Origin of the sequence: Marinomonas ushuaiensis DSM 15871, assembly GCF_000521805.1 — a bacterium.
In the GTDB taxonomy this organism is placed as follows: domain Bacteria; phylum Pseudomonadota; class Gammaproteobacteria; order Pseudomonadales; family Marinomonadaceae; genus Marinomonas; species Marinomonas ushuaiensis.
In genome coordinates this window covers 690,701-705,550 of sequence record NZ_JAMB01000001.1, presented here as the reverse complement: position 1 = coordinate 705,550, position 14,850 = coordinate 690,701, and the positions used below count along the sequence as shown (strand labels likewise).

At 42.2% G+C, this 14,850-nt stretch carries 13 protein-coding genes and 1 tRNA gene; 9 read left to right on the top strand and 5 right to left on the bottom strand.

Going from position 1 to position 14,850, the window contains the following annotated elements; all coding sequences use genetic code 11:
• Window positions 1-54: 54 nt before the first annotated feature.
• Window positions 55-1,047, top strand: a complete 993-nt coding sequence (locus MUS1_RS03285) for a C-terminal binding protein (RefSeq protein ID WP_036158944.1) — start codon at window positions 55-57, stop codon at window positions 1,045-1,047.
• Window positions 1,048-1,320: 273 nt separating this feature from the next.
• On the opposite strand, the gene MUS1_RS03280 is transcribed toward MUS1_RS03285, so the two are convergent.
• Window positions 1,321-1,397 (bottom strand) — tRNA-Arg (locus MUS1_RS03280).
• Between the two features lie 226 nt (window positions 1,398-1,623).
• On the opposite strand from MUS1_RS03280, the gene MUS1_RS03275 reads away from it, so the two are divergent.
• Window positions 1,624-1,956, top strand: coding sequence for a c-type cytochrome (locus MUS1_RS03275; RefSeq protein WP_036158942.1), 333 nt, complete (start codon window positions 1,624-1,626; stop codon window positions 1,954-1,956).
• Between the two features lie 66 nt (window positions 1,957-2,022).
• Here MUS1_RS03275 and rep read toward each other — a convergent pair whose 3' ends face one another.
• Together rep and MUS1_RS03265 are read right to left on the bottom strand one after the other, a co-directional pair.
• A complete protein-coding gene (gene rep / locus MUS1_RS03270) occupies window positions 2,023-4,071 on the bottom strand; it encodes a DNA helicase Rep (RefSeq protein ID WP_036158939.1) in 2,049 nt (682 codons plus the stop codon).
• Between the two features lie 251 nt (window positions 4,072-4,322).
• A complete protein-coding gene (locus MUS1_RS03265) occupies window positions 4,323-5,246 on the bottom strand; it encodes a bile acid:sodium symporter family protein (RefSeq protein WP_036158937.1) in 924 nt (307 codons plus the stop codon).
• 487 nt (window positions 5,247-5,733) lie between these two features.
• On the opposite strand from MUS1_RS03265, the gene MUS1_RS03260 reads away from it, so the two are divergent.
• Both MUS1_RS03260 and yghU read left to right on the top strand, forming a co-directional pair.
• Window positions 5,734-6,285: a carboxymuconolactone decarboxylase family protein gene (locus tag MUS1_RS03260; RefSeq protein ID WP_036158936.1), complete on the top strand. Its 552-nt coding sequence runs from the start codon at window positions 5,734-5,736 to the stop codon at window positions 6,283-6,285.
• Between the two features lie 91 nt (window positions 6,286-6,376).
• Entirely contained in the window at window positions 6,377-7,234 is an 858-nt protein-coding gene (gene yghU / locus MUS1_RS03255) for a glutathione-dependent disulfide-bond oxidoreductase (protein WP_036158933.1), read from the top strand.
• A gap of 92 nt (window positions 7,235-7,326) precedes the next feature.
• Here the strand turns inward: yghU and MUS1_RS03250 are convergent, their stop codons facing one another.
• Window positions 7,327-8,835, bottom strand: coding sequence for a YifB family Mg chelatase-like AAA ATPase (locus MUS1_RS03250; RefSeq protein ID WP_036158931.1), 1,509 nt, complete (start codon window positions 8,833-8,835; stop codon window positions 7,327-7,329).
• Window positions 8,836-8,960: 125 nt separating this feature from the next.
• Here MUS1_RS03250 and MUS1_RS03245 point away from each other — a divergent pair, with 125 nt between their 5' ends.
• On the top strand, window positions 8,961-9,176 hold the full coding sequence (locus tag MUS1_RS03245; RefSeq protein ID WP_036159201.1) for a TIGR02450 family Trp-rich protein: 216 nt from the start codon (window positions 8,961-8,963) through the stop codon (window positions 9,174-9,176).
• Between the two features lie 5 nt (window positions 9,177-9,181).
• On the opposite strand, the gene MUS1_RS03240 is transcribed toward MUS1_RS03245, so the two are convergent.
• Complete coding sequence (locus MUS1_RS03240) at window positions 9,182-9,421, bottom strand: accessory factor UbiK family protein (protein ID WP_036158929.1); 240 nt, start codon at window positions 9,419-9,421, stop codon at window positions 9,182-9,184.
• Window positions 9,422-9,960: 539 nt separating this feature from the next.
• Here MUS1_RS03240 and glnK point away from each other — a divergent pair.
• The 4 genes from glnK to radA all read left to right on the top strand — a co-directional run bounded on the left by glnK (window position 9,961) and on the right by radA (window position 14,849).
• Entirely contained in the window at window positions 9,961-10,299 is a 339-nt protein-coding gene (gene glnK / locus MUS1_RS03230; RefSeq protein ID WP_024023270.1) for a P-II family nitrogen regulator, read from the top strand.
• Between the two features lie 38 nt (window positions 10,300-10,337).
• Window positions 10,338-11,603, top strand: a complete 1,266-nt coding sequence (locus tag MUS1_RS03225) for an ammonium transporter (protein WP_036158923.1) — start codon at window positions 10,338-10,340, stop codon at window positions 11,601-11,603.
• Window positions 11,604-11,786: 183 nt separating this feature from the next.
• Window positions 11,787-13,316, top strand: a complete 1,530-nt coding sequence (locus tag MUS1_RS03220) for a carbon-nitrogen hydrolase family protein (protein WP_036158921.1) — start codon at window positions 11,787-11,789, stop codon at window positions 13,314-13,316.
• A gap of 144 nt (window positions 13,317-13,460) precedes the next feature.
• Window positions 13,461-14,849, top strand: coding sequence for a DNA repair protein RadA (gene radA, locus MUS1_RS03215; protein ID WP_036158919.1), 1,389 nt, complete (start codon window positions 13,461-13,463; stop codon window positions 14,847-14,849).
• The last annotated feature ends 1 nt before the right edge of the window (window position 14,850 follow it).

Sequence of the window (14,850 nt, the reverse complement as noted above, 5' to 3'; positions counted from 1 at the left end):
ACTCATATTCCAACATAACTACTTAAATCATCACTCTTGCTTCTGGGGAAGAAAATGCCAAACAAAAAGAAGGTCGTTTATTACAATATGCCAGGAGACCTTGATTATGAGCGTCAGCTGCTTAAAGAGTGGAATATTGAAGATTTAGAGCTGATACAAGTGACTGGTAATAACATTATTGAAGACATAAAAGACGCTAATTCTTTAACCCTTGAATACACAAGTGTTACAGCTGATATTATAGAGCAACTTCCAAGGCTAAAAATTATTGCACTTCATTCTATCGGTACCAATGAAATCGATGTCAAGAGTGCTACGGAGCAAGGTATTTATGTTACCAATAGCCCTGGTTTCTGCGCCTACGAAGTAGCCAGCCACGCCATGGCGTTTTTACTCAACCTTAATCGAAACCTAATCACCTATAACCAAAACGTCAAAGCAGGAATCTGGGACAACTCTCCTGGCTGCTCAGAGCTTTCTCAACTAAAAGGAAAGACTTGCGGCCTCGTCTCACTGGGTTCAATCCCTCAAACCATGATACCTATGCTACAAGGGTTTGGTATTAATATTGTGTTTTATAGTCGATCCAAAACACAGGAAGAAGCAGTGAAGTTAGGCATTACAAAATGCGATACATTGGATGAACTGTTAAGTCTTTCCGATATTGTGTCTTTGCATACACCGCTTACCGACGAAACGAAAAATATGATCAATGAAGCGTCTTTTTCAAAAATGAAAGATGGTGTAATCCTCATTAATACAGCACGTGGTGAATTAATAGACGAACAAGCACTTATTCGTAATTTGAAATCAGGAAAAGTGTCCGCTGCAGGATTGGACGTTCTTGCCGATGAAACAAATCTCGATAACGAATTGATCACCTTAGAGAACGTCATTGTGACACCACACGTAGGCTACTTATCACAAGAATCTTTGTTAGAAAGCAAAAAAATTGGTCTAGAACAAATAGTCATGGCGCTATCAAAAAAGCAGAGACCAACCTGTGCAGTAAACAAAGAAAATATGATAGCGAAGGCACACGACTAAACTAAGAAGCATACGAACAAATCGGGCGAAGATCTTCAAACCACCGCCAAAAATCTATAAAAATTGAAAAGCTACCAAAGTCAGGAGCTGAAACGTTTCTGATATTCTTAGGGTCCCAGATAAAGGTATTTCTATTGATTTTGATCGTACCTACGTAATCAAAAAAGCAAACCCATATACCTATTTTTAGCAAAAAAAACTTATGGGTAGTTCCTTAATAAGGCTAAGAAATGGTTATCAAAATAACGTAAGAAATTGAATATAAAAATAAAATGGTACGCCCGAGAGGATTCGAACCTCCGGCCTTCGCCTCCGGAGGGCGACGCTCTATCCAGCTGAGCTACGGGCGCATGACTGTGGCTAAATATATTGCAGTTCTATTAATGAACAACAAAGCCAAGTAAGAATTGAAGTGCGTATTCTAATGGAATACGCACAGGATTCCAGTGCTTAATGACAGAAAGAGTCAGATAAACGGTATTTTTATATCGACTTATAACATTTACCTTGTTGGTGAAGTCGAGGATAATTTGTTTTTGATTTTTCTGTCTTTATTTCCATAAGGAATGTTTCGTTATGCGGTTCCAACGAGTTAATGTCAAACAAGCAGTGATGTCTATTTTTGCTTTTTTTATTATGGCTTCAAGTGGTTTGGCTTTGGCAGAACGATCAGCTGATAAGATTTTTAACACCTATTGCATTGCTTGCCATATGAGTGGTGTTGCGGGTGCACCGATATTGGGAAATAAAGCCGATTGGCAGCCACATATCGAGAAAGGAATGGAAACATTATTAACAAATGTAAACAATGGCATTAGCGCCATGCCACCAAAAGGCATGTGCTTTGATTGTAGCGATGAGGAAATGAAAAATACGATTCAATACATAATAGACAACAGCCAAGACTAGCTCGCTTGGTTTTGCCTTTTATCGAGTTTTGTCTTTTATCGAACTATGCCTTATTTGAACCAGCGTTTAGTCATTCAACATGGCTTTGAGTGCAGACAAAGACGCTTGCCCACGTTCTTTTTTAGCAACTTCTCCTTCGTCTGCACGACCTTCCCAAACAAGATCTTCTTCTGGTAGCTCGTCTAGGAATCGACTTGGTAAACAATCAATTTCTTCACCAAATTGTCGGCGTTTCGCCGCCATAGTAATACATAACGTTTTTTTCGCGCGAGTGATACCAACATAAGCAAGACGTCGTTCTTCTTCAATGTCGTCGTTTTCAATACTATTACGGTGAGGCAATAACTCTTCTTCACAACCGATTAAAAAGACATGTGGATACTCCAGTCCCTTTGAGGCGTGAAGCGTTAATAACTGAACCTTATCTTCGTCTTCTTCCTCTTCTTGTCGTTCTAACATATCGATCAAAAGTAACTTACTAATCGCTTGGTCCAATCCTGCGGTTTCGTCTTCTTCCCACGCAGATTCCATCATGCGTTGAATTGAATCAAGTAAGAAACGAACGTTTTCAATACGACGTTCAGCAGCCTTAGTTGAAGAGCTTTGCTCTTGAATCCAGCCGTAATAATCCATGTCGTGAATCATCTGCTCGATCACAGGAACCGGGGATGCACCTTCAAGACGTTTACGCAAGGTAGACATCCAACGTTCGAATTCCTGCAGGCTTTTCAATGAACGGCCTGTAATTTCTTCTTCAATTTCTTTATAGCCTGACGCTTCAAATAAGCTGACGCCATGAAGGGTAGCAAGGTTACCGACTTTTTCTAAGGTCGCAGGTCCAATTTCACGACGCGGTAAATTCACTACTCGTAAGAACGCATTATCATCCGCAGGGTTAACAAGAAGACGTAAATACCCCATTAGGTCTTTGATTTCAGCACGAGAGAAGAACGAAGTGCCGCCGTTCATTTTGTAAGGCACTCGATAGGCTTGTAGCTTAATTTCCAACAATCTCGCTTGATGATTACCGCGATATAAAATCGCAAAATCACGGTAAGGAATATCGTGACGAAGATGACGAGATTGAATTTCAGCTGCGACACGCTCTGATTCTGAATCTTCATTACGAGTCACCATGACACGAATCGGATCGCCAATACCAAGGTCACTCCACAAGGCTTTATCGTAAACGTGTGGGTTGTTCGCGATCAGCGTATTGGCCGCTTTCAAGATGGTTTTGGTCGAACGATAATTCTGCTCTAGTTTAACCAGTTTAAGGTTTGGGTAATCGACAGAAAGACGCTCTAGATTTTCAGGACGAGCGCCACGCCATGCATAGATAGATTGGTCATCGTCACCTACCAAGGTAAAACAACGACGATAGCCAGCCAGTAAGCGAATCAATTCATATTGGCTGCCGTTCGTATCTTGGCACTCATCCACCAGCAAGTAGCGGACTTTTTTCTGCCAGCGATCACGCAGTTCTTCATCCGCCATTAATACGCTAACAGGCAATAGAATCAGATCGTCAAAATCCACCGCGTTGTAGGCACGTAAATAACGTTGATACTGAGCGTAAACTTGTGCCGCTAGGAGGTATTCTTCCGTGTCCGCATTGGTCATCGCTTCTTGCGGCGTTGTTAGGTCGTTTTTCCAGTTGGATACGGTGTTTTGACAATACGCAGCAGAATCTGTTTGCCCGTTAAATTCTTTGTCTAAAATTTCTTTGATGAGGCTAAGCGAATCTTGTGAGTCGAATAAAGTAAAGCCTTCTTTGAGGCCAACTCGACGATACTCTTTGCGTAAAATCCGTAAACCTAAGTTATGGAAGGTAGAAATACTTAAGCCTCGACTTTCTTGCTTAGACAACATGCCGACAACCCGTTCTTTCATTTCTCTCGCGGCTTTGTTGGTAAAGGTTACCGCAATAATACTGTTGGCTTTATACCCACAGGTTTGGATCAAATAAGCAATTTTTGTCGTGATTACACTGGTTTTTCCTGAGCCAGCGCCTGCCAATACGAGTAGAGGGCCATCAATCTGTTTGACAGCATCCAGTTGGCGCTCGTTCAATGTTCTTAGACGATGGGATATGGTAGGTAAAGACTCACTCATGACAGCTTAGGCTCAGTGGGTAATTAAAAGTAATTTAAAAAACAGGCCTAAGTGTAACCGACATTGAATCGACTAGGAAAGGTACGGATGTGCCTTCTAAGACTCAAAGCTCAGATTAAGCTCAAAACTCAAAAACTAAAAAGGGACGCTTGAATGCGTCCCTTTTGGTAACAACAAATTTTACTCGGTGAGGCATCATCTTTGCAGCTGACTCTTCACCCGACTGAATGTCTGTCGTTTTTTAAAATGCCTTATAACTCTTCAGGCATTTTTTTAGTAACAGGGCGACGGCTCCAGTAACTTGCTAACAAAGATCCTGAAATGTTGTGCCAAACACTGAAAATAGTACCCGGCAACGCCGCCGCTGGCGTAAAGAATTTTACCGCTAATGCTGCAGCCAATCCTGAATTTTGCAAACCCACTTCAAAGGCAATCGTACGACAGATTTTTGCGTCAAAGCCTAATAAGTAAGTTACCCAATAGCCTAAAACCAAACCAATTGAATTATGAAGGATAACAGCTGCTGCAACGATTAAACCGACTTCAACCAATTTAGAAGAGCTTAACGCCACAACAATCGCGATAATCAACACAATCGCAAACATGGAGATGTATGGAAAAATCGGCTCAGCTTTACGGACAAACTGAGAAAAGAAAGTATTAATTAGCACGCCTGCAGCAACAGGTAAAAGCACGATTTTAAACAAGCTAATCAACATACCAGCAACTGGCACATCAACACTCTTGCCTATCATCAAAGACACAAGCAATGGGGTTAATAGCACACCAAGTAAAGTTGAAATCGCCGTCATTGAAATAGACAACGCGGTATCCCCTTTGGCTAGGTAACACATAACGTTTGAAGATGTACCACCTGCAACACTACCCACTAGCAACATACCAACGGTTAATTCAGTATCAAAACCAAACATCATTGCTACACCAAAGGCAGCAATAGGCATCACCATGAATTGCAGTAAAACACCAACGCCAACGGCTTTACTGCTTTTCAACACCTTCTTAAAATCAGCAGCACTTAACGTAAGACCCATTGCTAACATAATAATGGTCAGTAATGGGATAATTTGAGTTTTTAGACCGACAAATAAATCAGGCTGATAAAAAGCAAGTACAGAGAGCAATAGCGCCCAAACAGGAAAAAGCTGGATAACCATAATATAAAACTCCATTTATGTGGCACGAATTTGACACCAATCAGCCAAACCGAATACACATGTCTATTAATTATTATTAGTCCATTACAGATTACTGGCGATGGTTTTAAGCAAACGACCACATGAGAAAAGGGATCTCAAAAATAAGCCATAAAATGGGAATGAGATTGTAACGAAATGAAATCTGTTGAAACAGCATTTATTGACAATTTACTGACAATTCAATGGAAATTAAAAGGAAGTCATTAAAGAAATATGCACTTCTAATAACAAACAAACTACTCCCTTCATAAACTTGTTTTTTAGACCATTAAATACGTTTTCACCCTCTAAGAGATAACTATCATAAAGCTTGCACATATCTTGAACGATTGATCAATATCTAGCTTGAACAATCATTCAATCAAATCTATAGTGATTGCAACGTCAAGGAACAAAGGTTCCGATTAAACAAATTCAAACTTAAATAAAGTAGAGAGGAATTATTATGTCAAACTTCAAAATTCATACAATCGAATCGGCTCCAGCAGACAGCAAAACTATCTTAGAAGGTGCAAAAGCTCAAATGGGAACCATCCCTAATCTTCTAGGCACAATGTCAGAATCACCAAGTACTCTTAAAGCCTATAATCTTCTAAACGAGCAATTCACAAATTCTTCTTTTAACGCAGAAGAATTAACCGTTGTATGGCAAACTATTAACGTTGAACATGAATGTCATTACTGTGTGCCAGCACACACAGCCATTGCTCATTCAATGAAAGTAGATGAGGCACTGACTGACGCTTTGCGTAATAGCGAAGCAATGCCAACAGCAAAATTACAAGCGCTTCATGATTTTACATTGAGCATAGTTCGTAATCGTGGCAATGTTTCTGAAGATGATCTAAAAGCATTCTTCGCAGCTGGCTATGCACAACAGCAAGTTCTTGAAGTCATCCTTGGTCTGTCTCAGAAAGTCATCAGCAACTACGTTAACCATGTTGCGAAAACACCTGTAGACCCAATGTTTGAATCGTTTGCTTGGTCTAAAAAATAAGCTCTAAAATACACTTGCCTCTTTTATTTTTTTAAGAGGCAAGCTTTGATAAGTCTAGTAATTTCACGTAACGCGTTTAGGAGTGATGATAATGGAAAACCAATACACACCACCAAAAGTCTGGACTCATGATGCTGGAAGTGGCGGTAAATGGGCCACGGTGAACCGCCCGACTTCAGGCGCGACTCACGACAAAGAATTACCTGTAGGTGAACATGCCTTACAACTTTATTCATTAGCAACACCAAATGGCCAGAAAATCACCATCATGCTAGAGGAGCTTTTAGCATTAGGAAAAGACGCAGAATACGACGCGTTCCTTATTAATATTGGTGAAGGTGATCAATTTTCATCTGGTTTTGTAGAGATCAACCCGAATTCAAAAATCCCTGCCCTTGTCGATAAAGTAAATGGCAGTGCTGAGCCAATTTTTGAGTCTGCTTCTATTCTGGTTTATCTTGCTGAGAAATTTGGCGCATTGTTGCCAGAAAGTGGCGTTAAACGCACACAAGTGATGAACTGGTTATTTTGGTTACACGGATCAGCGCCTTATTTAGGTGGCGGTTTTGGTCATTTTTACGCTTATGCGCCAGAAAAATTTGAGTACCCAATCAATCGTTTCACAATGGAAACCAAACGCCAACTGGATGTTTTGGATAAACAATTAGCGAAGCACGAATTTCTTGCGGGTGATGAGTTTAGTATTGCAGACATCGCCACTTGGCCTTGGTATGGCAATCTGGTTCTTGGCAACGTCTACGATGCACAAGAGTTCCTCCAAGTAGAAGGTTACACCCATGTTCTACGTTGGGCGAAAGCCATCGAAGCGCGTCCAGCGGTACAGCGCGGTCGCATCGTTAACCGAAGCTGGGGCGAACCTTGGGAACAAGTTCCAAACCGTCACAGCGCGGCTGACATTGATAAAGTGTTGGCGCTAAAACCTGAATAATACACAGATCAAATAGATCAAAAATCATGGGTAAAATGGAAAGCCAGTAACTTATCGGTTACTTGGCTTTTTTGCTTTTCAGATAAGCAGTATTAAGACGCGGCCATAGCGAGTGTTTTCTCCATTTTCCGGTAACTTAAGGATTCCATTAAATGAGCTCTCGTCACATTGGAATCACTTAGGTCCGCTAACGTTAATGCTACTTTTAGTACTCGATGATAAGCCCGAGCAGAAAGCTTTAAGGTTTCCAACGCTTGCTGCATAAACTGTTTATCATCGTCGCTTAATGCACAAATACTTTCTAACTGACGACCACTCAACAAAGCATTTTGCACACCTTGGCGAGCTCTTTGTCTTGCTACCGCATTCTCTACTCGCTGACGAATAGATGCACTGCACTCCCCTTCTTCCTGGGCATTTACCAAAACGTCTGATGGCAAAGGTGGCACTTCCACATGCAAATCAATTCTATCTAAAAAAGGCGCTGACAGTTTTTTAAGATATTTTTGGCTGGCGCTTGATTGATAATAATCTTGCCCGCCAGTGTAAGCTTCATTACTCGCGTTCATAGCGGCAACTAACTGAAACCGAGCAGGAAACGTTACTTGCCCACGTGCTCGGGAAATATGCACTTCGCCATTTTCTAGCGGCTCTCTTAAAACCTCTAAGACCTTACGATCAAATTCTGGTAACTCATCCAAAAATAAAACGCCATTATGTGACAAAGACGCTTCACCAGGTTGAGGTATAGAACCACCGCCAACTAAGGCGGCGGCAGAGCAAGAATGATGAGGTGATCGAAACGGGCGCTCAGACCAATGCCAATCCAACCCCATTTTTCGTCCTGCAACAGATTGCACGGACGCTACAGCCAAGGCTTCGCCTTCTGTCATGGCTGGCATAATGCTTGGTAATCGTGATGCCAGCATGGTTTTTCCTGTCCCAGCAGGGCCAATAAATAAAAGATTATGACCACCTGCAGCAGCCACCTCTAAAGCACGCCGTGCTTGATATTGCCCTTTCACATCGCGCATGTCTTTGTGATCTAAAGGCAAAGGTTCAACAGGCTTGGAAACACAGACAGACAAGGTAGAAAGTTTTAAAAGATGAGCGGTTACTTGGGTTAGGTGTTTGGCAAATACCGCATTGCCTTCTACTAGTGCTGCTTCTTGCTGATTATCTTCCGGTAAAATCAACTGACGATTCGAATTATGACAAGCAATAGCAGAAGGTAATAAGCCCGGCACACCTCGAATATCACCAGACAAGGCTAGTTCACCAATAAACTCAACATCACCAAAATTCATGTCACCCAATTGACCAGAAGCTGCCAACACACTAATAGCAATAGCCAAATCATAACGCCCGCCTTCTTTGGGTAAATCCGCAGGCGCGAGATTAATAGTGACTCTGCGAGTGGGAAATTCGAAATGGCTGTTAATAATTGCGCTGCGTACTCTGTCTTTAGATTCTCGTACGGCCGCTTCAGGTAAACCAACAATATTTAAGGAAGGTAAACCATTTGAAATATGGGTTTCGACGGTAACCAAAGGGGATGACACACCGACACGGGCACGACTGTATATTGTTGCTAAACTCATGATCACTCCTTGATCTTATTTAAAAATGTGCTTTTTTATTGTAAAAAGCTATCGTGAAAAGTAATCCGGCTCTTCACTTCTTTCGTATCTTTATTTATCTACATTTACGAGATGACAAAATTCACATGCATCACATAAACCCAAATAAATTACTTTTGTCTAAATGGACATCAACGTCACCGCAACACAAAGAAAAGCATTTCATTGTGACTGAGCTCATTCGTAACGAAGAAGAAACAGTCATAGAGTGCGTTCTTGAAGCCGTAATCAACAAAAACCAATATACGCTGGCTTGGCAGAATTTAGCGTCTGTTGATGAATGGCGACAAGGCTGGAAGTAAGCGTTTTAGTCGTTTTTTTCCAGTTCATTCAAACGCGCTTCTAAAGTGACCAGTTTCGTTCGGTATTTTGCCAACATAGCTTCTTGGACTTCGAATTCTTCGCGCGTGACTAAATCCATCTTAGTTAGCGTATTACGAGCCACTTCGTGTAACTGGGCTTCAATTTCTTCTTTTGGCAATTTGCCTAATACATCTGCGGCCTGCTCTAAACCAGAACCCAATTGCTTAATAAATTGATCAATCATGTCATTCTCATTCGTTGTCTGACGGATACTTAATAGTCTGCATAGTATAGAGGTCGACGAAAGGTACAAACAAGTCATCTTGCTTATCAATCAGTAATCAACACACTAATCTGTAGACCCATTAGCAAACGATAAGAGTGCATGTTCTAACATCACGCACCAGAGCTCCGCCTCTTTTCTGTGCAAAAAAACTCTATTGTTTAACTTTTTCTTATGAAAATCTTTTAAACGATCCCCGATTGAATCTCTGGACTCTTGCTTTTTTTTGATTAGAAGCAAGAGGATAAAGCGCTTACAGGCCGAAACTGTTAACCCACCCCAAGACAGTGCACTAAATTGAAGCAATGCAATATAAAGACAGCCCAATATGCTGCACTAAACAAAGTAAACCACCACTCTTTTTAATTCCAAAAAGTCGACGAAATCCTTACAAAGCCTTTGTTCTAGGGATGCGTCAATATATGGCACGCATATTGAATAAAGCTACTTACCTGCGATATGAACAATAAAACTGACTTTAATAAAGGGAGACAGTAGGTATGAAGCTTATAACTGCCATCATCAAGCCATTTAAATTGGATGATGTTCGAGAAGCACTTTCTGAAATTGGTGTTCAAGGTATCACTGTTACAGAAGTAAAAGGTTTCGGACGTCAAAAAGGCCACACTGAGCTATACCGTGGCGCAGAATATGTTGTCGATTTTTTACCTAAAGTGAAAATCGAACTTGCTATTGCAGACGACATGACAGACCAAGTTGTTGAAGCCATTACTGGCGCTGCAAACACAGGAAAAATCGGCGACGGTAAAATCTTTATCGTTAACCTTGAACAGGCGGTCCGTATTCGTACCGGCGAAACTGGCGTCGAAGCAGTTTAATACTGTTCGAATTTCATAAGCCTTTAGGGGGGCGAAACATGCAAGATCAAATTTTTCACTTACAATATGCCATGGACACCTTTTACTTCTTGGTGTGTGGCGCACTGGTTATGTGGATGGCCGCTGGTTTTTCCATGCTGGAAGCAGGTCTAGTACGTGCTAAAAACACCACAGAAATTCTAACTAAGAACGTGGCATTGTTTGCCATCTCTTGCATCATGTACCTAGTATGTGGTTATTCCGTTATGTACGGTGGTGAGTGGTTCTTAACTGGCATTCAGTCTGTAGATGTAGACTCTACTCTATCTGACTTTGCTGGTCGCGAAGGTGGCTTCGAGGGTGGTTCTATCTACTCTGGCGCTTCTGATTTCTTCTTCCAAGTTGTATTCGTTGCAACCGCAATGTCCATCGTTTCTGGTGCCGTTGCTGAGCGTATGAAGCTTTGGGCTTTCCTAGCCTTCGCTGTTGTCATGACAGGTTTCATTTACCCAATGGAAGGTAACTGGACTTGGGGTGGCGGTTCTGTATTCGGTATGTTTAGCCTTGGCGACCTTGGTTTTACTGACTTTGCAGGTTCCGGTATCGTTCACATGGCAGGTGCTTCTGCAGCCCTAGCTGGTGTTCTAGTACTTGGCGCTCGTAAAGGCAAATACGGTCCAAACGGTGAAGTACGTGCTATTCCTGGTGCAAATCTACCTCTTGCTACATTAGGTACATTGATTCTTTGGATGGGTTGGTTCGGTTTCAACGGTGGTTCTGTTTTGAAACTTGGCGATATCGCAAGTGCTAACTCTGTTGCTATGGTGTTCTTGAACACAAATACAGCAGCGGCTGGCGGTGCTATTGGTGCACTTATCCTAGCTCGTATCTTATTCGGTAAAGCAGATCTAACTATGCTTCTAAACGGCGCACTAGCTGGTTTGGTTGCTATCACAGCAGGCCCAGATACACCTTCTGCTTTAGGTGCGACTTTGATCGGCCTAGTTGGTGGTATGATCGTTGTTGTTTCTATCCTGACTCTAGATAAGCTAAAAATTGATGATCCAGTGGGCGCAATCTCTGTTCACGGTGTTGTTGGTCTTTGGGGCTTGCTAGCTGTTCCTTTAACAAACGACGGTACGACATTCGGCGGACAAATCGCTGGTGCTCTTACTATCTTCGTTTGGGTATTCGTAACTAGCCTAGTTGTTTGGTTGATCATCAAAGCCATCATGGGTGTTCGTGTTAGCGAAGAAGACGAATACGAAGGTGTTGACCTTTCTGAATGTGGTATGGAAGCGTACCCAGAATTCAGCAAAAAATAATAGCCTAGCTATTACACACTGAGTTTTCTATATCAAAACCCTCGCCTCGGCGGGGGTTTTCTTTTTTGTACCATGACACTTTTTTGATTGTTTGAAACAAATTTAACACCTCATTACATTAATAAGCGTTATGATCACCCCAATACTCTGTTATGCATTTACAAACGCCTCAAGGGAGCCAACATGCTAGACGACTTACACTTAACCATTCGTAATCTCACCAACAATGATTACGAGGAAGTAAAAACGTTAATGGATAAGGTTTATCACGATATTGGCGGGGCTTGGCCTGAACACACCATACATAAACTCATTAAAGATTTTCCTGAGGGACAAATTTGCCTTGAAGATCACGGTAAGATTGTCGGTCTCGCTTTGTCTGTTCAAGTCAGCTACCAACGTTTCAGTAACCCGCACACTTATGACGATTTGATCGACCAAAAAGAAAACATTCTAAACGACGATCTAGGTGATGCCATGTATGGCTTAGACGCGTTAATTGCACCAGAATATCGAGGTTATCGTCTTGGTCGACGTTTATACGAAGCGAGAAAAGAACTTTGTCGCCAACATAATTTACGGGCTATTTTAGCCGGTGGCCGTATTCCGAATTATCATGAACACGCCCATGAAATGAATCCGGCGGAATATTTAGAAGCGGTACGTGAACGTAAAATTTACGACCCCATTTTAACCTTCCAATTATCCAATGATTTCCAAGTCACCCGTTTGCTAAAACGCTACATGCCAGAAGACGAAAAATCTCAGGGCTATGCGACGCTTTTAGAATGGAAAAATATTTTTTACGTACCCGAAACCAGCGTTATTCGCTCTCGTAAAACACAAGTTCGTATTGGTGCAATTCAATGGCAAATGCGAGAAGTGGAAAGCGTTGACGAGCTACTGAAGCAAGTTGAATACTTTGTTGATGCAGTATCAGATTACAAAAGTGACTTTGTACTTTTCCCTGAATTCTTCAACGCACCATTAATTGGTTTAAGTCCAGATCAACACAACCAAACAGAAGCCATTCGATTTCTTGCTAGCTTCACGGAACGCTTTAAAAACGAAATGTCGCAATTGGCGGTCAGCTATAACATCAACGTCATTACAGGTTCTATGCCTTTAATGGAAGACGACATCCTCTACAACATCAGCTATTTATGTCGACGTGATGGAACTGTAGAAGAGCAAAAGAAAATCCACATTACACCTCATGAACGTCGCGACTGGATCATCCAAGGTGGCAACGACCTTCGTGTATTTGATACTGATGCCGGTCGTGTGGGTATTTTGATTTGCTACGATGTTGAGTTCCCTGAATTGGGTCGTTTATTAGCCGCGCAAGACATGGATATTTTGTTTGTTCCTTTTTGGACAGATACTAAAAATGGTTATTTGCGTGTACGTCGTTGCGCTCAGGCTCGTGCTATTGAAAACGAATGTTATGTGGTTATCTGTGGTAGCTGTGGCAACCTGCCTCAAGTAGAAAACCTAGACATTCAATACGCACAAAGCTCGGTATTCTCTCCTTCTGACTTCTCCTACCCACACGATGCAGTCATGGCAGAAACAACACCAAATACAGAGATGATCATGTTCTCCGATCTTGATCTGGACAAACTCAAACAAACACGAAGTGAAGGTTCTGTGAATAACCTGAAAGACCGTCGTACAGACCTTTACTCTGTTAATTGGAAGTACAAAAAATAAGTAACGCCTTCTGAACGAATACTATATAGCCGCCACTTTGCGGCTATATTTTCTGTGATAACATGAACACCATCGTACAACCCTAATTCAACAAAAGCGTGTTGACGCTTTCACATTGACGTAAAGAAACACAAAGAGAATCTCATGGCCAAAGCAAAAACTGCTTTTGTATGTAATGAATGCGGAGCTGACTACGCAAAATGGCAAGGTCAATGCCAAGCTTGTAATGCGTGGAACTCCTTATCTGAAATCCGCATCACGTCTAGCAAAACATCAGCGCGGGTTGCCGCCAATCAAGACCCTCGCTATCAGGGTTATGCTGGTGCGATTACAGGCATTCAGAATTTATCCGATATCGATTTAGGAGATGTCCCTCGCTTTAGCTCTGGTGCCCATGAGTTTGACCGAGTTCTTGGTGGCGGTTTAGTCCCCGGTGGCGTGGTGTTAATCGGTGGCTCGCCTGGCGCTGGTAAAAGTACATTATTACTGCAAACTATGTGTTGGCTAGCACAAGAACAAAGTGCCTTGTATGTAACAGGGGAAGAATCTTTGCAACAGGTTGCTATGCGCGCTCAGCGTTTGGGTTTGCCGACACAGAATTTGAAAATGCTTTCTGAAACCAATGTAGAAGCCATTTTAAACATCGCTCAACAAGTAAAACCGAAAGTCATGGTGATCGACTCCATTCAAGTTATGCATTTGGATGGTATCGAATCCGCCCCTGGCAGCGTATCTCAAGTCAGAGAAAGCGCCGCAGTCTTAACGCGCTTTGCTAAGCAAACACAAACAGCCGTCCTTCTTGTGGGTCACGTCACCAAAGACGGGACACTGGCTGGGCCAAAAGTCCTTGAACACATGGTCGATTGCTCCGTTTTATTGGAAGGCTCTGAAGACTCTCGTTTTAGAACACTTCGAGGCATGAAAAACCGTTTTGGCGCTATTAATGAGCTTGGTGTTTTCGCCATGCTTGAAAATGGCCTGAAAGAAGTCAAAAACCCAAGCTCCATTTTCTTAAATAGAAGCAACCACCCTGCTGCCGGTAGTCTGGTTATGGTGGTGTGGGAAGGTACTCGGCCTCTATTAGTCGAGCTTCAAGCTCTGGTTGATGATTCAGCATTAGGCAATCCAAGACGCGTCACAGTTGGTTTTGATCATAATCGATTAGCCATGTTACTCGCTGTTTTACACAAACATGGTGGCTTACACACAGCAGATCAAGATGTGTATTTGAACGTCGTTGGTGGTGTGAAAGTATTGGAAACCAGTGCTGACCTAGCCGCGATTTCAGCTGTCGTATCCAGCTTCCGTGATAGAGTCTTGCCACACGATTTGGTGGTACTTGGTGAAGTAGGGTTATCCGGAGAAATTCGCCCTGTACCATCGGGTCAAGAACGTATCAGTGAAGCAGCCAAACACGGCTTTACAAGAGCAGTTGTACCAAAAGCCAATTGCCCGAAAAAGCCAATTGCAGGCATGAAAGTCATTGGCGTGGAACGCTTATCTGAAGCACTTGATGCAATTTTTGAAAACTAAG